The 20,092-nt window shown below is 69.8% G+C and carries 18 protein-coding genes; 10 read left to right on the forward strand and 8 right to left on the reverse strand.

What is annotated here, in order from left to right:
• The first annotated feature begins 116 nt into the window (after positions 1-116).
• Positions 117-1,607, forward strand: a complete 1,491-nt coding sequence (gene pyk / locus PQS31_RS05030; protein ID WP_272761577.1) for a pyruvate kinase — start codon at positions 117-119, stop codon at positions 1,605-1,607.
• Between the two features lie 665 nt (positions 1,608-2,272).
• Complete coding sequence (locus PQS31_RS05035; protein WP_272761578.1) at positions 2,273-3,277, forward strand: class I fructose-bisphosphate aldolase; 1,005 nt, start codon at positions 2,273-2,275, stop codon at positions 3,275-3,277.
• 96 nt (positions 3,278-3,373) lie between these two features.
• Here PQS31_RS05035 and PQS31_RS05040 read toward each other — a convergent pair whose 3' ends face one another.
• The gene (locus PQS31_RS05040) at positions 3,374-3,886 is read right to left on the reverse strand and encodes an O-acetyl-ADP-ribose deacetylase (protein ID WP_272761579.1); all 513 of its coding nucleotides are present in this window, start codon (positions 3,884-3,886) and stop codon (positions 3,374-3,376) included.
• 106 nt (positions 3,887-3,992) lie between these two features.
• Here PQS31_RS05040 and PQS31_RS05045 point away from each other — a divergent pair, with 106 nt between their 5' ends.
• On the forward strand, positions 3,993-4,475 hold the full coding sequence (locus PQS31_RS05045; RefSeq protein ID WP_272761580.1) for a hypothetical protein: 483 nt from the start codon (positions 3,993-3,995) through the stop codon (positions 4,473-4,475).
• Between the two features lie 102 nt (positions 4,476-4,577).
• Here PQS31_RS05045 and cysK read toward each other — a convergent pair whose 3' ends face one another.
• A complete protein-coding gene (gene cysK / locus PQS31_RS05050) occupies positions 4,578-5,537 on the reverse strand; it encodes a cysteine synthase A (protein WP_272761581.1) in 960 nt (319 codons plus the stop codon).
• Positions 5,538-5,710: 173 nt separating this feature from the next.
• On the opposite strand from cysK, the gene PQS31_RS05055 reads away from it, so the two are divergent.
• The 6 genes from PQS31_RS05055 to PQS31_RS05080 all read left to right on the forward strand — a co-directional run bounded on the left by PQS31_RS05055 (position 5,711) and on the right by PQS31_RS05080 (position 13,681).
• A complete protein-coding gene (locus PQS31_RS05055; protein WP_272761582.1) occupies positions 5,711-6,832 on the forward strand; it encodes an efflux RND transporter periplasmic adaptor subunit in 1,122 nt (373 codons plus the stop codon).
• Complete coding sequence (locus tag PQS31_RS05060; protein ID WP_272761583.1) at positions 6,829-9,963, forward strand: efflux RND transporter permease subunit; 3,135 nt, start codon at positions 6,829-6,831, stop codon at positions 9,961-9,963. Before PQS31_RS05055 ends, PQS31_RS05060 begins: the two co-directional genes overlap by 4 nt.
• Positions 9,956-10,498, forward strand: a complete 543-nt coding sequence (locus tag PQS31_RS05065) for a GNAT family protein (protein WP_272761584.1) — start codon at positions 9,956-9,958, stop codon at positions 10,496-10,498. Before PQS31_RS05060 ends, PQS31_RS05065 begins: the two co-directional genes overlap by 8 nt.
• 80 nt (positions 10,499-10,578) lie before the next feature.
• On the forward strand, positions 10,579-12,015 hold the full coding sequence (locus PQS31_RS05070; protein WP_272761585.1) for an alanine/glycine:cation symporter family protein: 1,437 nt from the start codon (positions 10,579-10,581) through the stop codon (positions 12,013-12,015).
• The gene (locus tag PQS31_RS05075; protein WP_272761586.1) at positions 12,012-12,875 is read left to right on the forward strand and encodes a TrmH family RNA methyltransferase; all 864 of its coding nucleotides are present in this window, start codon (positions 12,012-12,014) and stop codon (positions 12,873-12,875) included. Before PQS31_RS05070 ends, PQS31_RS05075 begins: the two co-directional genes overlap by 4 nt.
• Positions 12,863-13,681: a class I SAM-dependent methyltransferase gene (locus PQS31_RS05080; protein ID WP_272761587.1), complete on the forward strand. Its 819-nt coding sequence runs from the start codon at positions 12,863-12,865 to the stop codon at positions 13,679-13,681. Before PQS31_RS05075 ends, PQS31_RS05080 begins: the two co-directional genes overlap by 13 nt.
• A gap of 132 nt (positions 13,682-13,813) precedes the next feature.
• Here PQS31_RS05080 and PQS31_RS05085 read toward each other — a convergent pair whose 3' ends face one another.
• The 4 genes from PQS31_RS05085 to PQS31_RS05100 all read right to left on the reverse strand — a co-directional run bounded on the left by PQS31_RS05085 (position 13,814) and on the right by PQS31_RS05100 (position 16,914).
• A complete protein-coding gene (locus PQS31_RS05085; RefSeq protein ID WP_272761588.1) occupies positions 13,814-15,244 on the reverse strand; it encodes a M28 family peptidase in 1,431 nt (476 codons plus the stop codon).
• Between the two features lie 91 nt (positions 15,245-15,335).
• Entirely contained in the window at positions 15,336-15,776 is a 441-nt protein-coding gene (mscL, locus tag PQS31_RS05090) for a large-conductance mechanosensitive channel protein MscL (RefSeq protein WP_272761589.1), read from the reverse strand.
• A gap of 34 nt (positions 15,777-15,810) precedes the next feature.
• The gene (locus tag PQS31_RS05095; RefSeq protein ID WP_272761590.1) at positions 15,811-16,536 is read right to left on the reverse strand and encodes a fumarylacetoacetate hydrolase family protein; all 726 of its coding nucleotides are present in this window, start codon (positions 16,534-16,536) and stop codon (positions 15,811-15,813) included.
• A 78-nt stretch (positions 16,537-16,614) separates the two neighbouring features.
• Positions 16,615-16,914 carry a hypothetical protein gene (locus tag PQS31_RS05100; RefSeq protein ID WP_272761591.1) on the reverse strand — a complete coding sequence of 100 codons (300 nt, stop codon included), beginning with the start codon at positions 16,912-16,914 and terminating at the stop codon, positions 16,615-16,617.
• Positions 16,915-16,990: 76 nt separating this feature from the next.
• Here PQS31_RS05100 and PQS31_RS05105 point away from each other — a divergent pair, with 76 nt between their 5' ends.
• Positions 16,991-17,383, forward strand: coding sequence for a Rieske (2Fe-2S) protein (locus tag PQS31_RS05105; protein ID WP_272761592.1), 393 nt, complete (start codon positions 16,991-16,993; stop codon positions 17,381-17,383).
• Here PQS31_RS05105 and PQS31_RS05110 read toward each other — a convergent pair.
• Both PQS31_RS05110 and trmB read right to left on the reverse strand, forming a co-directional pair.
• Positions 17,367-19,214, reverse strand: coding sequence for an SLC13 family permease (locus PQS31_RS05110; RefSeq protein WP_272761593.1), 1,848 nt, complete (start codon positions 19,212-19,214; stop codon positions 17,367-17,369). The genes PQS31_RS05105 and PQS31_RS05110 overlap by 17 nt on opposite strands.
• 130 nt (positions 19,215-19,344) lie before the next feature.
• Positions 19,345-20,085: a tRNA (guanosine(46)-N7)-methyltransferase TrmB gene (gene trmB, locus PQS31_RS05115; protein ID WP_272761594.1), complete on the reverse strand. Its 741-nt coding sequence runs from the start codon at positions 20,083-20,085 to the stop codon at positions 19,345-19,347.
• Positions 20,086-20,092 lie beyond the last annotated feature (7 nt).

Below are 20,092 nucleotides of genomic sequence, written 5' to 3' on the forward strand. Positions count from 1 at the left end.
GGATACTCCGGGCCGTGTTTTCCAGTAATGTCGGAGCGCGCGCCGGGGAGCGCGTAGACCTGCGCCTGCTGCCGCGCAACATGCCTTTGACTACCGGTGGACACTACACTCGGCCCATGACCACGACTGACCTTCCTCCCGTTCCGGCGCATCGCCGCCGCACCCGCATCCTCGCCACCCTGGGGCCTGCAACCGACGCCCCGGGCGTGCTCGACGCCCTGATCGCCGCCGGCGTCAATGCGGTCCGCCTCAATTTCTCGCACGGCGATCCCGCCTCGCAAAAGGCGCGCGCCGACGCCGTGCGCGAAGCGGCCGACCGCGCCGGTGTCGAAGTCGGCATCCTCGCCGACCTGCCGGGGCCGAAGATCCGCATCGAGAAGTTCGCCGACGGCAAGGTGCAGCTGCGTGCCGGCGCCCGCTTCGATCTGGTGGCCGATCCCGACGCGCCGCCCGGCACCGTCGACGAGGTCGGCGTGAGTTATCTCGGCCTGCCCGGGGACGTCGAAGCGGGCGACGTGCTGCTGCTCGACGACGGCCTGATGCAGCTGCAGGTCACCGCGGTCGAAGGCGCGCGCATCGTCACCCGCGTCCTCAACGACGGCGTGCTGTCGAACCGCAAGGGACTGAACAAGCAGGGCGGTGGCCTGTCGCTCGGCGCGCTGACCGACCACGACCGGCAGCTGATCCAGGTGGCCGCCGACATCGGCGTGGATTTCATCGCGGTGTCGTTCTGCCGCAACGCCGCCGACATGGAAGAGGCCCGGTCGATCGCGCGTGCCCACGGCAGTGATGCCGCGCTGGTGTCGAAGATCGAGCGCACCGAGGCGATCGAGAATCTGGCCGAGATCATCGATGCCAGCGATGTGGTGATGGTGGCGCGTGGCGATCTCGGTGTGGAGATCGGCGATGCCGAGCTGCCCGGCCTGCAGAAGAAGATCATCCGCGAGTCGCTGGCCCGCAACAAGGTGGTGATCACCGCGACCCAGATGCTGCAGTCGATGGTGGAAAGCCCGATGCCGACGCGCGCCGAGGTGCTCGATGTGGCCAACTCGGTCATCGACGGCACCGACGCGGTGATGCTGTCGGCCGAAACGGCGGCCGGCGCGTACCCGGTGCGCGCGGTCGAGGCGATGGCGCGCATCTGCGTCGGTGCCGAGCGCCAGTTCGCCCACGACACCGATTTCGAAAAGGCGCAGCGCAATCTGGAACGCGCCGACCATGCGATCGCGATGGCCGCGATGTTCCTGTCCGAGCACGTCGGTGTGGGCGCGATCGTCGCGATGACCGAATCCGGCGGCACCGCGCGCTATCTGTCGCGCTTTCGCGGCGGCGCGCTCGTGTATGCGTTCTCGCGCCACGCGGATGCGCGCCGACGCATGTCGCTGATGCGTGACGTGTTCCCGTTCGACTACGACAGCCGCGGACAGACTCCGCGCGAAGCGGCGCGCGGCAGCATCCGCCTGCTGGTCGAAGCCGGCTTGCTCGGCCCGGGGGAGCGCGTGGTGTTCACCAGTGGCGAGCACATGGAAACCCATGGCGCCACGAACACGCTGCGTCTGCTGCAGGTGGGTCAGGACGGCCGCGCCGAGGGGCTGGGCGAACTCTGACCGCGCGCCGGTCCGCCGGAAGCCCGCGCTGATCGAGCACCACGCCGAACCCGGGATGGCGGAGCATGTCGATCTCGCCGCTGGCGGCGAGACGGATGCTGCGGATGCAGGTGGCCTCGCCGGCGAGGCCACCGCGACGCGAGGCGCGATCGGGCCGCTCGGCCCGGGCCGCGGCCTCCGCGATGCGTGCCTGATCGAACTGCCCGCCGGCGTCCTCGCTGTGTGGGTCGGCGACCGCGTGCGGCATCGCGTGCAGGTGCGGCGTCGCCTGGATCACCGGCGCGTTCCGGTCAGGCAAGTGCGATCGGCCCCTGTGCCTGCGGGCCGGTCTCGCCGGGCCCACGGTCGCAACGCAGACCGTGGCTCTGCTGCAACGTCGCCATCGTGGTCGGCGCGCGCGTCCTGTCCGGCCTGCTGCCGGGGGCAGGTCTTGGCATCGGTCATCCGCGGCGCGGCGATCGTGATCCGCAACGGAAGGGCGTATCGGGCGATTCGCACGGGCGCTCCGGTGGCGCCCGCAGGATGTGACGCCCGGATGCCGGGAATCCCGAGCGTCGACCGTCATCGGCGCGGCGGACGCGCGGTCGTCGGGTGTCGCCCATCGGGCTGCGAGAAGGCCCCGGGCTATAATCGCGCCCCTCCCGTCGCGACCCCGGAACCCCGTCATGAGCATCGAACAGCTTGCCGAAACCGCCCAGGCCATGGTGGCGAAGGGCAAGGGCATCATCGCCATCGACGAGTCGACGGGCACGATCGGCAAGCGCTTCGAACAGGTGGGCATCGCGAACAACGAAGAGAACCGCCGCGCCTACCGCGAGCTGCTGCTGACCACGCCGAAGCTCTCCGAGCACATCAGCGGCGCGATCCTGTTCGACGAAACCCTGCGCCAGTCGACCAAGGCCGGCGTGCCGTTCGCGAAGTACCTCACCCAGAACGGCATCCTCCCGGGCATCAAGGTCGACAAGGGCACGCACGCGCTGGCGGGCTTTCCGGGCGAGCTGGTGACCGAAGGTCTCGACGGCCTGCGCGCGCGGCTCGAGGAGTATTACAAGCTCGGCGCGCGCTTCGCCAAATGGCGCGCGGTGATCACCATCGGTGAGGACATGCCGTCGGGCACCTGCATCGACGTCAACGCGCATGCCCTCGCACGCTACGCCGCGCTGTGCCAGGAGCAGGGGCTGGTGCCGATGGTCGAGCCGGAAGTGCTGCTCGACGGCGACCACGACATCCAGACCGCGTACGAAGTCACCGAGGTGGTGCTGCGCGGCGTGTTCGATGCCCTCTACAGCCAGAACGTCATGCTCGAGGGCACGATCCTCAAGGCCTCGATGGTGCTGCCGGGCAGGGACTGCGAGGAAGAGGCCGACGTGGAGGAAGTCGCCGAGGCCACGCTGATGTGCCTGAAGTCGTCGGTGCCGGCGATCCTGCCGGGCATCGTGTTCCTCTCCGGCGGCCAGAGCGACGACGAGGCGACGGCGCATCTGGATGCGATGAACCGGATGGGGCCGAATCCGTGGCCGCTGTCGTTCTCCTACGGCCGCGCGATGCAGTCGGCCGCGCTCAAGCTGTGGTCGCAGGACATCGCCAACAACGTCGCCAAGGCCCAGGCCACCGTGCACGCACGCGCCCGGGCCAACGGGCTGGCGGCCCTGGGCAAGTGGGAAGGCTGATCGCGTCCGCCGCCGACCCGGCATGACCGACGCCGGCTTCGCGCCGGCGTCGTCCGTCACGGACGATGCGCGCAGGTTGCGCGCGCGTGGAACGGTTCAGTGCTCGAGTGCGGCGATGTAACGCGCCCGCATCGCCTCGTCGTGGCAACAGAACACGACGTCCAGCCCGGCATCCGCGGCGCGGACCGTGGTCACCGCGATCCGGACCGCCGCGTCCGCGGGATAGCCGTAGACGCCGCAGCTGATGGCCGGAAACGCGATCGAGCGCGCATCCACGCGGCGCGCGAGCGCCAGACTGGCCTGGTAACATGCGGCCAGCAGCGCCGCCTCGCCCGCGCGGCCACCGCGCCAGATCGGTCCCACGGTATGGATCACGTGACGCGCCGGCAGTGCGAAGCCCGGCGTGATCCGCGCCTCGCCGGTCGGGCAGCGCACCCCGGGCGCGACTTCGGGCACGCGGCGGCAGGCGTCTAGCAGTTCCGGTCCTGCGGCGCGGTGGATCGCGCCGTCCACGCCGCCGCCACCCAGCAGCGACGGATTCGCGGCGTTGACGACGACGTCCACCTCGCAGCGGGTGATGTCGCAGTGCCGGGCGTGAAGCGAAGCCATGGCCGGAGTCTGGAACGGGCGGCGTGGTGGCGGTGCGAGCGGACCACCGTCCCGTCACCGGGGGCGGTGCAGACTCGTCCCTCGTCCAGACCACGTGGAGTTCCCGATGTCCGCTGTGACCCATGCCGGCCGCGTGCACGCACCGCTCGCCGTCCATGACGCGCTGCGGCGCGGCCAGCCCGACGAAGCGGTGTCGCTGCTGCGCGGGGCCAACCCGGGCCTCGGACGCGACGACGCCCGGCGCGCGGTCCAGCGCCTCGCCGCCAATCCGTCGGATCCGCTCGACCCTGACGACCCGTTCCATCCGGCCGGCAGCGACGTGTCCACGGCCAGCGATACGCTGCCGAGCGCGGTGGCGGCCAAGATCGCGACCGGCAACACCCTCGACGCCGCGCGCCGCCTGCGCGATGCCAAGCCGGGCCTGAGCGACGCCGAGGCGCGCGAGGCGGTGGCCCGGCATTGCTCCCCGTTGCTGCGCGAGGCGCGTGAGGAGACCGTGGTGGAGGGCGACAGTCGCCGTTACGGCTGGCTGGCCTGGGTGGCCGCGCTGGTGATCGTCGGCGGCGGGCTGGCGATCTGGCTGGGCTGAGGCGTCGGCCCGCACATCCAGACGCGCGCGCTCACGCGAGAGGGCTGCCAGGCAACCCGTCGTGCGCGCTCCTATGGAAGATCGATGCCGGCGGTCAGGCGGTCAGGGCAGACCGGCCAGCCACTCGTCGTCCGAGCCTTCGTTGATATCGGCCAGCAGCGGCGTGGAGAAATAGCGTTCGCCGGTGTCGGGCAGCATCGCCAGGATCACGTCGCCCTCGCGGGCCGTCTTCGCGACCTCCAGTGCGGCGGCCACGGTGCCGCCCGCGGAAATGCCGACGAACAGGCCTTCGTCCGTCGCCAGGCGGCGGGCGGTCTCGATCGAGGTCCCATCCTCGATCGACAGCACCTGCGCGGCGATGTCGCGGTTGAGCACTTCGGGCACGAAGTCCGGCGTCCAGCCCTGCACCTTGTGCGGGGACCAGTCCTTGCCCTGCAGCAGCGCGGCCCCCGCCGGTTCGCAAGCCGTGATCCTGACCTCGGGCCGCGCCACCTTCAGCACCTCGCCCACACCGGTCAAGGTGCCGCCGGTGCCCCAGCCGGTGACGAAGTGATCGAGGCGGTGTCCGGCGAAATCGCGCAGGATCTCGGCCGCGGTCGTATTGCGGTGGTAGGCGGGATTGGCCGGGTTGGCGAACTGGCTGGCGAGAAACCAGCCATGCGCGTCCGCGAGTTCCTTCGCGCGGCGGACCATGCCGCTGCCGCGCTCGCCTGCGGGGGTGAGGATCACCTTGGCGCCGTAGGCGCGCATGAGTTTGCGGCGTTCGATCGAGAAGGTCTCGACCATCGTCGCCACGAACTTGTAGCCCCGCGCGGCGCAGACCATCGCCAGCGCGATGCCGGTGTTGCCGGACGTGGCCTCGACCACGGTGTCGCCCGGCTTGAGCAGGCCACGGGCCTCGGCGTCGAGGATGATCGCCAGTGCCAGCCGGTCCTTGACCGAGCCCCCGGGGTTGAAGGATTCGACCTTGGCGTAGAGTGCGACGTGCGGCGGGGCGATGCGATGCAGACGGACGATCGGCGTACGGCCGACGGTGTCGAGGATGCTGTCGTACAGGGCCATCGGAAAAGCCTCGGCGTGGGCGCGTGGCGCGGCAGACCAGACTGGGCCAGAACGCACGGCCGTGCCAGCGGTTGACGTGGAACGCTGTTTTTTCGCCACCATCTCTTGGCACGGTCGGCGTCACGTGGCGACGGGTAAGATCGGGCGGTTTTCCCGCTCGCGCAGGCCGTCCCTTGCTTCAGCATTCCCCGAATCCCCGTTCGCTGTCCTGGCGTGCATCCACTCTCGTCCTGGCGTTGGCGCTGACGGCCTGCGGTGGCGCAGCCCAGGAATCCCGTCCGCGCGGTGAAGGCGGCGCCGCGGTGCCGGTCACCACCACGACCGTCGCGCCGCGCCAGTGGAACGACACCGTGGCCGCGCTGGGCACGGTGAATGCGCGCGAATCGATCACCGTGACCGCCAAGGTCAGCGAGATCGTGCAGCGGGTGCACTTCGACAGCGGTGACGAGGTCGCGGCCGGCGCAGTGCTGGTCACCCTGTCGGGCAACCAGCAGCAGGCATCGCTCCGGGCCGCCGAGGCGGCCGCCAACGAGGCCGAGCAGCAGTACCGGCGCGGCGTGGAACTGGTCGACCAGCAGCTCATCGCACGCGCATCCGTCGATACCCTGCGCGCCACCCGCGACGCGGCCCGCGCCAATGTGGCCGAGACCCGCGCCGACATCGGCGATCGCACGATCCGCGCGCCGTTCGCCGGCGTGCTGGGCATCCGCCAGGTCAGCACGGGCGCCCTGGTCACCCCGGGCACGCCGATCGCCACGCTCGACGACATCGGTGCGGTCTATGTCGACTTCCCCGTGCCGGAGACCCGGCTGTCTGTGGTCGCGCCGGGCCAGCGCGTCTTCGGGCGCAGCGCCGCGTATCCGGCGGTCGACTTCGAGGGCGTGGTGCAGACCGTCGACGCGCGCGTGGACCCCGACACCCGCGCCGTCACCGTGCGCGCGACCTTCGGCAATCCCGACCGCCAGCTGCGCCCGGGCATGCTGATGCAGGTGCGCCTGGAACAGCGCTCGCGCGAGGCGCTGATGATTCCCGAGATCGCGGTGATCCAGGTGGGCCGTGACACCTTCGTCTACCGCGTGCGCGAGGACGAGACGGTGGAACAGGCGCCGGTGGTGATCGGCGTGCGCGACAGCGGCCTGGCGGAAATCGTCGAGGGACTCGAACCGGGCACGCGCATCGTGGTCGACGGCACGGGCAAGCTGCGCCCGGGCATGCGCATCGCGGAAGGGTCGGTGCAGGAAGCGAAGTCGCAGCCGGCCGACGACGTCGGCGCCGCGGGAGGGGCCGCGCAATGAAGATGTCCGACGTCGCCATCAAGCGGCCGGTGTTCGCGGTCGTCATCAGCCTGCTGCTGGTGGTCCTCGGCATCATGTCCTTCAGCCGGCTGACGCTGCGCGAGCTGCCGAACATCGACCCGCCGATCGTCTCGGTCGACGTCACCTATCCCGGTGCCTCGGCGGCCGTGGTCGAAACCCGGATCACCCAGATCCTCGAGGATGCGCTGGCCGGTATCGAGGGCATCCGCACGATCGAATCGCGCAGCCGCAACGGCCGCTCCGACGTCACCATCGAGTTCAACCTCACCCGCGACATCGAGGCCGCCGCCAACGACGTGCGCGACGCGATCAGCCGCGTGGCCGACCGCATGCCGATCGAGGCCGATCCGCCGGAGATCTCCAAGGTCGAGGCCGACGCCGACGCGATCATGTGGCTCAACCTGCGCTCGAGCACGATGAACACGCTCGAGCTGACCGATTACACCGATCGCTACATCCTCGATCGCCTGTCCTCGCTCGACGGCGTGGCCCGCGTGCAGCTCAGTGGCGGCCAGCGCTACGCGATGCGCATCTGGTTGGACCGTGATGCGATGACCGCGCGCCGGGTCACTGCCACCGATGTCGAATCCGCATTGCGCGCCGAGAACGTCGAGCTGCCCGCCGGCCGGATCGAGTCGGCCACCCGTGATTTCACCCTGCGCGTGGAGCGCGGCTACCGCGAGCCCGAGCAGTTCGCGCAGATCCCGGTGCGCCGCGGCGACGACGGCTATGTGGTGCGCCTGGGCGACGTCGCCACCATCGAGCTGGGCTCGGCCGAGCGGCGCTCGTACATGCGCAGCAACTCGGTGCCCAACGTCGGCCTCGGCATCGTGCGCACCTCGACCGCCAACGCGCTCGACGTCGCCCGCGCGGCGCGGGCCGAGGCCGAACGCATCCAGGGCACGTTGCCCGAGGGCACCGAGATCTTCGTCGCCGCGGACAATACGGTGTTCATCGATGCCGCGATCACCCGCGTCTACTGGACGCTGTTCGAGGCGATGGCGCTGGTGTTCGTGGTCATCTGGCTGTTCCTCGGCAGCCTGCGCGCGGCGATCATCCCCGCCGTGACCGCCCCCGTCTGTCTGGTGGCCGCGTTCACCGCGCTGTACGCCTTCGGGTTCTCGATCAACCTGCTGACCCTGCTCGCCCTGGTGCTGTGTATCGGCCTGGTGGTGGACGACGCGATCATCGTGCTGGAGAACGTGCAGCGCCGCGCCGATCTGGGCGAGCCGCCGATCGTCGCTGCCCGGCGCGGCACGGCCCAGGTGGCGTTCGCGGTCATCGCGACGACCGCGGTACTGGTGGCGGTGTTCCTGCCGGTGGGCTTCATGGAAGGCAACTCCGGACGCCTGTTCCGCGAGCTGTCGGTCACGCTGGCCGGCGCGGTGGCGCTGTCGGCGTTCATCGCCCTGACCTTGACGCCGATGATGTGCTCCAAGCTCGTGCGTCGTCACGAGACGCCGCGGGGCTTCAATGCGTGGACGGCGCGGCACCTCGACGCCCTGAGCGCGCGCTACGGCGGCCGCATCGGTGCCCTGGTGGGCATGAAGCCGGGCCGCCTGATCGTGCTGATGGCGATCGCGATCGGCGTCTGCCTGACCGCGGCGCTGCTGCTGTTCTGGCGCGTGCCCAGCGAGCTGTCGCCGGCCGAGGACCGCGGCCGCTTCTTCGTCGGTGTCGACGGGCCGGAAGGCGCGGGGTACGACTACACCGTGGCCCAGATGCAGCAGGTCGAGCAGATCTTCGCCCGCTACGTCGGCGACGACCAGCCGATCCAGCGCGCCAACTCGCGCGTGCCGCGCGGCTGGGGCGGCAGCGAGGACATGCACACCGGCCAGGTGATCGTGTTCCTGCAGGACTGGCGCGATCGCGACGTGCCCACCAGCCAGGTGGTGGAAAGCCTGCGCGCGGAGTTCGCCACGCTGCCCGGGGTGCAGGTGCGCGCCAACGTGCCCGGCGGCCTGGTCAGCAGCCGCGGCCAGCGTTACCAGCTGGTGCTCGGCGGTCCGGACTACGCGGAGATCGCGCAGTGGCGCGACCGCATGCTCGCGCGCATGCGCGAGAACCCGGGCATCCAGGATCCGGATTCCGATTACAAGGAAACCCGCCCGCAGATGCGCGTGGACATCGACCGCGCCCGGGCCTCGGATCTCGGCGTGTCGGTGCAGGAGATCGGCCGCACCCTGGAAACCATGATGGGCTCGCGCCAGGTCACCACCTTCGTCGACAGCGGCGAGGAATACGACGTGCTGCTGCAGGCCGGGCGCGAGCGGCGCATGTCGCCGTCGGACCTGCAGGACACCTTCGTCCGCGGCCGTGACGGTGCACTGGTGCCGCTGTCGAACCTGGTGACGCTGAGCGAGGTGGCCGAGCCGGGCAGCTTCAACCGCTTCAACCGCCTGCGCGCGATCACCATCGCCGCCGGCCTGGCGCCGGGCTACACGATGAGCGAGGCGCTGGAGTGGACCCGCCAGGTCGCGGCCGAGGAGTTGCCCGACTACGCCCAGATCGACTGGAAGGGCGAGAGCCGGGAGTTCCAGGAAGCCGGCGGCGCGGTGCTGCTGACCTTCACGATGGCCCTGCTGATCGTCTATCTGGTGCTGGCGGCACAGTTCGAGAGCTTCATCCACCCGCTGTCGATCATGCTGACCGTGCCGCTCGCGGTGCTCGGCGCGCTGCTGGGCCTGTGGGCGACGGGAGGCACGCTGAACCTCTTCAGCCAGATCGGCATCGTCATGCTGATCGGTCTTGCCGCGAAGAACGGCATCCTGATCGTCGAATTCGCCAACCAGCTCCGTGACGACGGGCGCGACGTGCGCGATGCGATCACCGAGGCAGCGAAGGTGCGCCTGCGTCCGATCCTGATGACGGCGGCGGCCACCATCGTCGGTGCCGTGCCACTGGTGGTCGCCGGCGGCCCGGGCTCGGCCAGCCGCGCGACGATCGGCGTGGTGATCATCTTCGGCGTCGCGTTCTCCACGCTGCTGTCGCTGTTCGTCGTGCCGGCGTTCTACGCGCTGCTGGCGCCGTTCACGCGCTCGCCGGAGGCACTGGCGCAGGAGCTCGAGCGGCTGGAGGCCGAGACACCCTCCGTCGGCGGCCATGCCTGATTCCGCGCGCTGGGACGGCGTGCGTATCGACGGCGACGGCTTCGTGCTGCGTCGCTGGTGCGCCGGCGATCTCGACGCACTCCTGCGCCATGCGGACGATCCGATGATCGTCCGTGGCCTCAGCGACCGGTTCCCGCATCCCTATACCCGCGCCGACGGCGAGGCGTTTCTCGCCGGACGCGTCGTGGATCTCGACGCGCCGGTACTTGCGATCGAGATCGACGGCGAGGCCTGCGGCAGCATCGGCGTGCGTCACGCAGCGGGCGGCGAGCGGGCGCAATCGGCCGAACCCGGCTACTGGCTGGGCCGGGCGCACTGGAACCGGGGCCTCATGCGCCGCGTCGCCGCGGTCTATGTCCCCTGGGTGATGCAGGCGCTGTCGCTCACGCGCCTGCAGGCGACGGTGCTCGACACCAATCCGGCCTCCGCACGTGTCCTGGCCGTCAACGGCTTCGTCGAGGAAGGCCGGCTGCGGCAGGCGATCCGCAAGCCCGACGGCCTGCACGATCTGCGCGTGTTCGGCCTGCTGCGCTGAGGCGCGTTTCGCGATTGGGCGCGCTTGGGTGAGAATCCGGGACAGCGGCGTCGACGTCGCATCCAACCGGGGAGTTCTGCGTGGAAACCTTCGTCAACACCCTCAACAGCTACGTGTGGAGCCCGCCGCTGGTCTGGTTGTGCCTCGGCGCCGGCCTGTATTTCTCGATCCGCACGCGCTTCGTGCAGATCCGCCAGGTGGGGGAGATGGTCCGGCTGATGCTCGCGGGCGGCAAATCCGAGGCCGGCGTGTCCTCGTTCCAGGCGCTGGCGATGTCGCTGTCGGGCCGTGTCGGCATCGGCAACATCGCCGGTGTGGCGACCGCGATCGCATTCGGTGGGCCGGGCGCGGTGTTCTGGATGTGGGTGATGGCCTTCCTCGGCGCATCGACGGCCTATATCGAATCGACGCTCGCGCAGATCTACAAGGAGAAGGACGACAACGGCCGTTATCGCGGTGGCCCGGCCTACTTCATCGAAAAGGCCATGGGCCAGCGCTGGTATGCATGGATCTTCGCGGTCGTGACCATCGTCGCGGCCGGCTTCCTGCTGCCCGGCGTGCAGGCCAACGGCATCGCATCGGCGGCGCAGAACGCCTGGGGCATGGCGCCGGCGGTCACCGCGGCGATCGTGGTGATCGGCCTGGGCTTCATCATCTTCGGCGGCGTGAAGCGCATCGCGCGCTTCGCCGAGGTCGTGGTGCCGTTCATGGCGCTGGCCTACATGCTGATCGCGCTGGTGATCATGCTGCTCAATGCGAACGCGCTGCCGGAGATGTTCGGCCTGATCCTGCGCAGCGCGTTCGGCCTCGAAGCCGGCATCGGCGCGGCGCTCGGCCTGGCGATCGAATGGGGCGTCAAGCGCGGCATCTATTCCAACGAAGCCGGGCAGGGCACCGGCCCCCATCACGCGGCGGCGGCCGAGGTCTCGCATCCGGCCAAGCAGGGCCTGGTGCAGGCGTTCTCGGTCTACGTCGACACCCTGCTGGTGTGCTCGGCGACGGCCTTCATGATTCTTTCCACCGGCATGTACAACGTCATCTCGCCGGCCGGAGATCTGCTCCATGAGGCCTTGCCGGGCATCGCGGTCGGCCCCGGCTTCGCCCAGGCGGCGGTGGAGTCCGTGCTGCCGGGCTGGGGCGCGAGCTTCGTGGCCCTGGCGCTGTTCTTCTTCGCGTTCACCACGATCATCGCCTACTACTACATGGCCGAGACCAACATCGCCTACATCAACCGTCGCGTGCATCGTCCGTGGCTGGTCTATGCGCTGCGCTTCGTCCTGCTGGCGGCGGTGACCTTCGGCTGCATCCGCACTGCGGAGATGGCGTGGACGCTCGGCGACATCGGCGTCGGCCTGATGGCCTGGCTCAACATCGTGGCGATCCTGATCCTGCAGAAGCCTGCGCTGGTGTCGCTGCGCGACTACGAGGCGCAGCAGAAGCTCGGGCTCGATCCGGTGTTCGATCCCGACAAGCTCGGTATCCGCAATGCGGAGCTGTGGCGGACGATCAATCGATGAGCCGGTCTCCGTACGGATCGCGCGGCGGCAGCCGGGATGCGCCGCGTGACACGCCCTGGAGTCGCCGTGCCACGCCTGCGCCGGCGGCCGCGGTCACGGCCGATGCCGTCGCGGCGCCCGACGAAAGTGGTTCGCGCGAACTGCGCCTCTACGGCCGCAATGCCGTCGACGCGGTGTTCGCGCGTCGCCCCGAAGCGATCCGCAAGGTTTATCTGCTGGAGGCGCGCATTCCGCAGCTGCAGCCGCTGCTGAAGTGGTGCGCCGCCAACCGCGTCGGCTACCGCGTCGTCGCCGAAGAGGATCTGCGCAAGCTCGCGGCGAGCTCGCATCACGAAGGCATCGTCGCCGACGTACTGCGGGAGACGCCGCAGTCGCTGGGCGCCTGGTTGCAGGGCTTGCCCGAGGGCCCCGCGTGCGCGCTGTGGCTCGACGGCGTGGGCAATCCGCACAACCTCGGCGCGATCCTGCGCTCGGCGGCGCACTTCGGGGTGTCCGCCGTGCTGCTGCCCAAGACCTCGCCGCTGGCGCTATCGGGCGCGGCGGCACGCGTGGCCGAAGGCGGCGCGGAAGCGGTGCCGTTCGTGCGTCTGGGACGGGACGACAACGCGTTGGCGCAGCTGCGCAGCGCCGGCTTCGCGCTCGCGGCCACGGTCGTGCGCGGCGGCGACGACCTGTTCGCGGCCCGCCTGCCCGAGCGGCTGGTCTACGTGCTCGGTGCAGAGGGCGAGGGCATGGACGCCGATCTGGCCCGGGCCTGTGACCTGCGGCTCGGCATTCCCGGCAGCGGCCGCGTCGAAAGCCTCAACGTGTCGGCTGCGACAGCCGTGCTGCTGGCGCAGTGGGCGGCATGCCGGCGCTAGACTCTGGCTGGGCGACGGCGGAAGCGTGGCAATGCGATGCCCACCATGTCCTGAGCGAGAACCAGTCGCCGGCGCCGGGCGCATCGCTGGCGGGCATCTGTGATGCCTGCGGACTGGCGGACGGCTTCCAGCCGGTTCAGCATCCGGCCGACATTCGGGAGGGCCTGCATTGCAAGGCGTGCGGCTGCATGGCGCGCCAGCGCGCCGTCGCCCGCGTTCTCAACGAGATTCTCGATGGAGTCCCGTCGCCCGACATCTATCTGACCGAACAGGCGAGCCCACTCTATGTCGCGCTCCGTCGCCGGTTTCCGGCGACCGTCGGCACGGAGTACATCAGTCGTCGTTGGCGCCGCCTGAGGCTGATGTCGTGGCTCTGGCGGCACGGTGTCTTCCAGCGGATTCGCCATGGCGACGTGACGCGTCTCGGCGATGCGGATGCGTCGCTGGATGCGGTAGCGAGCTTGGACGTTCTCGAACATGTCCCTGATGCGACCGCCGCATTCCGTGAACTGGCGCGCGTGCTTAGGCCTGGCGGCTGCCTCGTTGCAACAGTTCCTTTCTATCAGGATGCCCAGGTGAGCACGCGAGTCGCGTCACTGGATGCGGCTGGCAACGTCGTCTTTCACGGCGCGCCGGAATACCACGGCGATCCGCTGGGCGGAGGCGTCGTATGCTTTCACCACTTCGGATGGGATCTACCCGAGACGCTTACCGGCGCCGGGTTTTCCTCTGCGCGCCTCCGGTACGTACGTGATCCCGAGCGGGGACTGCCGCACGGGATCTGGGTGATCGTTGCGCGGCGATAAACACCGGTCATCGGCTCGCCGAGTCGACTCGAAGACATGTTCGGCGCGAGTGCAAGGCTCGGGATGCTCGCGAGCGCGCCCCCGACCTGGCCAACCACGCGCTGCACGCGCGTCGGCCGGGGAACACCGGCGTCAGTGCGCCGGTGCGTCGTCGCTCTTGGGCCCGCTGCCGAAGCCGCCTTCGGACTCCGCCGCCAGCCACGCGAACACCGCATAGGCGGCGGTGTTCTGCGCGACCGCATCCGGATCCACCTTGTCGAGCGTGTCGTCGGCGTTGTGGTGCAGGTCGAAGTAGTCGGTGCCGTCCTGACCCAGCCAGCCCCAGGCGCCGCCCTTGGCCGCGAGCGGCGAGATGTCGGGACCCGGGCTGCCCTTGTCCTCGAGGTAGTCGATGCCGAGCGGACGCAGCACCTCGGCGATCGCATCGCTGGTCGCGCGTTCGCCGGCCGGCGCGCTGGTGTTGAAGCCGTAGATGCGGCCGGCGCCGAAGTCGCTTTCCGCGCCGATCACGTGGCGCGCGATCACATCTGCGCCGCCGTGCGTTTTGGCGTAGGCGCGTGCGCCGATCAGACCCTGCTCCTCGTTGGCGAACGCGACCACGCGCACGGTGCGCCGGGGGCGCTGCGGCAGCTGCGCGATCAGATGGCCCGCCGCCATCGTGATGCCGACACCCGAGGCATCGTCGACCGCGCCGGTACCCAGATCCCAGGAATCCAGGTGCCCGGCGATCAGCACGATCTCCTCCGGACGTTCGCGTCCGGTGACCTCGGCGATCACGTTCTGCGAGGTGTACTCGCCGTTCCAGCCGACATCCAGTGCGAGGTGCACGTCGACCGCGCCCAGCCGCAGCAGGCGCGTCAGCTGGTCGGCATCGGGCAGCGACAGCGCGGCGGCGGGAATCGGCGTGACGTCGGCGTCGAAACGGGTGATGCCGGTGTTGGCCACGCGATGCGGGCTGGTGCCGATCGAGCGCATCAGATAGCCCGCCGCGCCCTTGCGCGCCGCGATCGACGGCCCGCGGCTGCGCACCGGACCTGCCGCGCCGTACCCGCTGCCGTCGCGCGTACGCGCCATCGGCACGTCCACGAACACGAGCTTGCCGCGCAGCGTCGTTGGATCCGCGGCTTCGAGTGCCGCCAGGCTGTCGAAGCGGACGAGACCGGCGGTGACGTCGCCGGCCGGACTGCCGCCGAGTGCGGTGATCACGAGCGGCTGCGCATGGGGCCCGACCACGGCCGCACGCTCGCTGCGCCGCTCCCATTTCGGAAACGCCACCGGCTCGGTCCAGACCTTGTCGTACCCCAGCGCGGCGAATCGTGCCTTGGCCCATTCGACCGCACGCGCATCGGCCTCGCTGCCGGGCAGGCGCGGACCGATCTCGGTGGTCAGCGATTCGATCAGCGCGTAGGCGGTGGCATCACCCAGCGCGCGTTCGCGCAGCTGCGCCGCCGTGTCGAGCGACGCTTGCGGCAGCACGTCACGCGCGGACAGCGGCGCGGCAGCGAGCAGCGCGCCCGCCAACAGTGCGCCGACGAGGGGCTTGAGGATCAGGGCAGAACGCATGCGTGCTCTCCGGAGATGGAAACGAAACGGGCCGCAGGCATTGTCGCCTGCCGCCCGCCCGGATGCGATGTGCGTGCCGCGCCCGGCGGCGTCAGCCCGCCGGCGTACCCGGGGCCTTGAGCGAATCGCGGATCTCGCGCAGCAGTTTCACTTCCTCGCTCGGCTCGGCCGGCTTCTGCGGCTCGGGCGCCTCGGCCTGCTTGCGCTTGAGCCGGTTGATGAACTTGACCGCGAGGAAGATCGCGAACGCGACGATGGTGAACTGGATGATGGTGTTGATGAAGATGCCGTAGCCGATCGTCACCGCCGGGATCTCGTCGCCGGTCGCGGCGTCGATCGTCGCTTCGCGCAGCGTGATCGCGAGTTCGGTGAAGTCGACGTTGCCGATCAGCAGGCCGATCGGCGGCATGATGATCTGGTCCACCAGCGCCGTGACGATCTTGCCGAACGAGGCGCCGATGACCACGCCGACGGCGAGATCGATGACGTTGCCGCGGACCGCGAATTCCTTGAATTCGGAAAGAATGCCCATGGTGTCTCCTGCGCGGGTATGGAAGCGCGGGGGACTATAGCGACGGCGAAGTGATCTTGCAGTGCAGCGCCAGCACGTCGTCGAGGCGCGCCTCGCAGATGTCGCCGGGCTGCAGCGCGGCCACGCCGGCGGGCGTGCCCATGAAGACCAGATCGCCGGCGCGCAGCGCGAACAGCTTGGACAGTTCGTGCAGGATTTCGGGCACGTCCCAGATCATCTGGTCGAGCGATGCCGTCTGGCGCAACGCGCCGTTGACCTGCAGCGACAAGGTGCGGCCGCCCAGCGCGCCGATCCCGGCGGCCGGGACGAGCGGGCCGATCGGTGCCGAGGCGTCGAAGCCCTTGGCGATGTCCCACGGCAGGCCCTTGGCCTTGGCGGCGGCCTGCAGATCGCGGCGTGTGAGGTCGAGGCCCACGGCATAGCCGTAGACGAGCGCCGATGCGGCGTCGACGGACACGTCGCCCGCCGGCGCATCCCGCCCGATCGCGACGACCAGCTCCACCTCGTGGTGCAGGTCGCGCGTGGCTGTGGGATAGGGCACTTCGCCCGTGGTCACGATGGCGTCGGCCGGCTTGGCGAAGAACACCGGCGTGCCGCGATCGGCTTTCGACGCAGGGGCATCAGCGCCCATTTCGCGGGCGTGGTCGGCGAAATTGCGGCCGACGCAATAGATGCGGCGCACCGGAAACGTGCCGCCGCCCTGGACAGGTACACGGGCGGGGGCGGCGACGGGCACGACGTCGTCGGAGGATCCGGTCATCACTGGCCTCGGCGCGAGCGCGCCAATCGGGTGGGGAAGAGCACGACGACCGGCGTCGCCGGTGTCGACGCATGCGCCTCAGCGCAGCACGGGCTGGTCGCGATCGCGTACCACGCGGTACTCGGCATCGACGAAGCGGGCGTCGACCGCGCGCGGATCGCGTCCACGGCGCACCAGCAGGCGGCGTGCGACACCGAACAGGATCATCGCCGCACCGATGAACAGTCCCGCGACCAGCAGCACCGCGAGCAGCGCCACGCCGGTCAGCCCCAGCAGCACGCGCAGCACCGGATGGCGCGGCTTGCGCGGCGCGAACATCGCGCGCACACCGGAGGCGTCGAAACGGGCATGGAGATCGCGGAAGAAGGGATTGGACATCGTCGGGTCTAGGCTCGTGACACAATCGGCGCCGTGCCGGGCGAGCAGTATCGGCCGAGCCTCGATCGGAGTTGTAATGTCTTCGTTAAGTTCCCGTGAGGGCCTGACCCGAGTCGCGATCGACACACTCGAGGACGGGAGCTGCGTCGAGGTCGAAGCGCGGGTCGATGGCGAAGCGGAATCGGTCGTGCTCCATCGCGACGGCGACGCTGTGCGCGCCTGGCTCAATCTCTGTCCGCATGCCGGCCGCCGGCTCGACTGGGCGCCCGGCCGCTTCCTGCGCTCCAAGGCCGGGGATCTGGTCTGTGCCGCGCACGGCGCCAGCTTCTCGCTGGCGGACGGCCAGTGCATCGCCGGCCCGTGCCGCGGTGAATCGCTGCGTGCGGTGGAAGTCTCGGTGGTGGACGGCGAGATCGTCCTCGGTGATCCGGCGGCCGACGCGGCCGCACCGGTCAGAACAGCAGATTGACCATCAGCACGATGATCGCGGTGTAGATCAGCGAGATCGGCAGGCCGATCCGCCACAGCTCCTTCGCCTTGTAGCCGGCCGGGCCGATGATCATCGACATCACCGGGTTCGACTGGGTGACGAAGTTGTTCGACGCGGCCAGCGCGGTGATCAGTGCGAATGCAGTGGGATTGCCACCGGCCGCCAGCGCGAGGTTGATCGCCAGCGGCACCACGACGATCGTCGCGCCGACGTGGCTGATCACCATCGAAAACGCGGCAGTCAGCAGGGCCACCGCGAGCTCCAGTACCCACACCGGCAACCCGGACGGCAGGCGCTCGATCGTATGGCCGGCCACCCACGCCGCCGCGCCGCTGGAATCCATCGCCCAGCCGAGCGGAATCAGGCAGGCCATCAGGAACACGGTCTTCCAGTTGATCGCGCTGTAGGCCTCGTCCATCTTCAGCACGCCGAACACCAGCATGCCGGCGACGCCGGTCATCAGCGCGACCGAGGTCGGCACGCGCGACGACAGCGCGATCAGCATCGTGACCGCGAAGATCGACATCGCGATCTTGAACTTGTGCGGGCGCTGCTCGCCCTTGGGATAGTCGGTGACGATCAGGAAATCGAGCGACTTCGCAGTCCTGGCCAGGTCCTGCCAGATGCTGTGCAGCACCAGCATGTCGCCGGCGCGCAGCGGCATCTTGCGCACGTTCTCGCGCAGCACCTGCTTGTCGCGGTTGATCGCCAGCAGGCGCACGCCGTACTTCTTGCCGAGACTGAGCTCGGCGGCGGACTTGCCGATGAACTTCGACGTCGGCGGGATCACCGCCTCGGCGATGCCGGCGCGGCTGGGATTGAACAGGTCGCCGAAATGGCGCAACCGCGTGCTCATGCGCAGGAATTGGTTCTGCGCGAAGTCGGCCACCTGCTGGCGCGGCCCCATCACGCCGAGCACGCTGCCCACCCAGATGCGGCTGTCGGCGGGCGGCGCGAGCCGCGACTCGTTCTCCGACTTCAGCGCCAGCAGCATCGGCGCATGGTGGATGGCTTCGGCCTCGGCGAAGGTCATGCCGACCAGCGGGCTGTCGGCGGTGACCGTGAGCTCGTAGAGATCGCCTTCGATACCGTAGGCACTGGCGAAGTAGCTCTGCGTCCGCGCCGGCGTCACGTTGCCTTCCGCACTGCTCGCCGGCTCGGACAGCGCGCGGTTGCCGCGGAAGTGGAAGTAGGCCAGGCCGGCGACGAGCAGGGTGAGGCCGATCGGCAGCGGCGCGAACATGTTCAACGACTCCAGCGTCGCCGCGCCGGAGGGCAGGTTCGCGTTGGCTGCGGTGAGCAGATCGTTGAGCAGGATCAGTGGCGAGCTGCCGACCATCGTCAGCGTGCCGCCCATGACGATCGCCACGCACACCGGCAGCAGGATCTGCGCCAGGCGCAGTCCCGAGCGCGAGGCCAGGCGCGCCGCGACCGGCATGTACAGCGCCATCACCGACGGGTTCTGCATCACCGAGGAATTCAGACCGGCGGTGGCGGAGGTGAGCAGCAGCAGGTGATCCTCGCGTCCCTTCGAACGGCGCAGCAGCCAGCCCGCCAGGCGGTTGAGGGCGCCGGTCCGGTCGAGGCCCATGCCGAGAATCATCGTCGCGATGACGCTGATCACGGCGTTCGACGAGAAGCCGTTGAAGACGTCTTCGGGCGCGACCAGGCCGGTCAGCCCGAGCAGGACCAGCACCACCAGCGCCACCAGGTCGGCCCGCACGCGCTGGAACACGAACAGCACCATCGTGAGCCCGACCAGGCCCAGGACGATCTTCATGTCGGTGGTCAGCGCGAGCGCGGTGTCCATCAGGGCCGGAATACGGGATTCGGGAGTCGGGAGTCGGCAAGCCGCCGCCACAGTACGGGCGAGGCCCGCCTACAGGATGAGCGGTGCGATGCGAGCGAGCAGCCGGGCGCCTGTTCCAATCCCGAATCCCCTATCCCGAATCCCGGTCATAGATCAGATCCCAGACCCCGTGTCCGAGCTTCTGGCCGCGGGTTTCGAAGTGGGTCTGCGGCCGCCAGGCGGGGCGTGGCACGTGGCCACGGGCGCCGGCGCGATTGCGCAGGCCGGGCGTGGCGTCGAGCACGTCCCACATCTGCTCGGCGTAGTCGGCCCAGTCGGTGGCCAGATGCAGGCGGCCGCCGGCGCCGAGCTTGCGCACCAGCAGTGCGGCGAACTCCGGCTGCACCAGACGCCGCTTGTTGTGGCGCTTCTTGTGCCAGGGGTCCGGGAAGTAGATGCGGATCTCGTCGAGCGCGCCGTCGGCGATCTCGTGGCTCAGGACCTCGACCGCGTCGTGGTGATAGACCCGCACGTTGCGCGCGCCGTCGGCCGTAAGCGCGTTGAGCACCCGGCCCACGCCCGGCGCGTGCACCTCGATGCCGATGTGGTCGCGCGCCGGATCCTGCGCGGCCGAGAAGCGCAGGGCCTCGCCGTTGCCGAAGCCGATCTCGACGATCCGCGGCGCCTGGCGCCCGAACACGACATCGAAATCCCGCGGCGCACCGGTGTAGTCGAGGCCGAGCTGCGGCCACGCCGCATCGAACGCGCGCTGCTGCGCCGGCGTGAACCGCCCCTGGCGCAGCACGAAGCTGCGTACCTCGCGCCGCCCCGCGGTGACGGTGAACGGCTTGGCCGGCGCCTTGGCCCCGCTGCTGGAGAACGGATCGGTCATGCCGGAC

The sequence above is a fragment of the Luteimonas sp. BLCC-B24 genome (assembly GCF_028550595.1).
Lineage (GTDB): Bacteria > Pseudomonadota > Gammaproteobacteria > Xanthomonadales > Xanthomonadaceae > Luteimonas.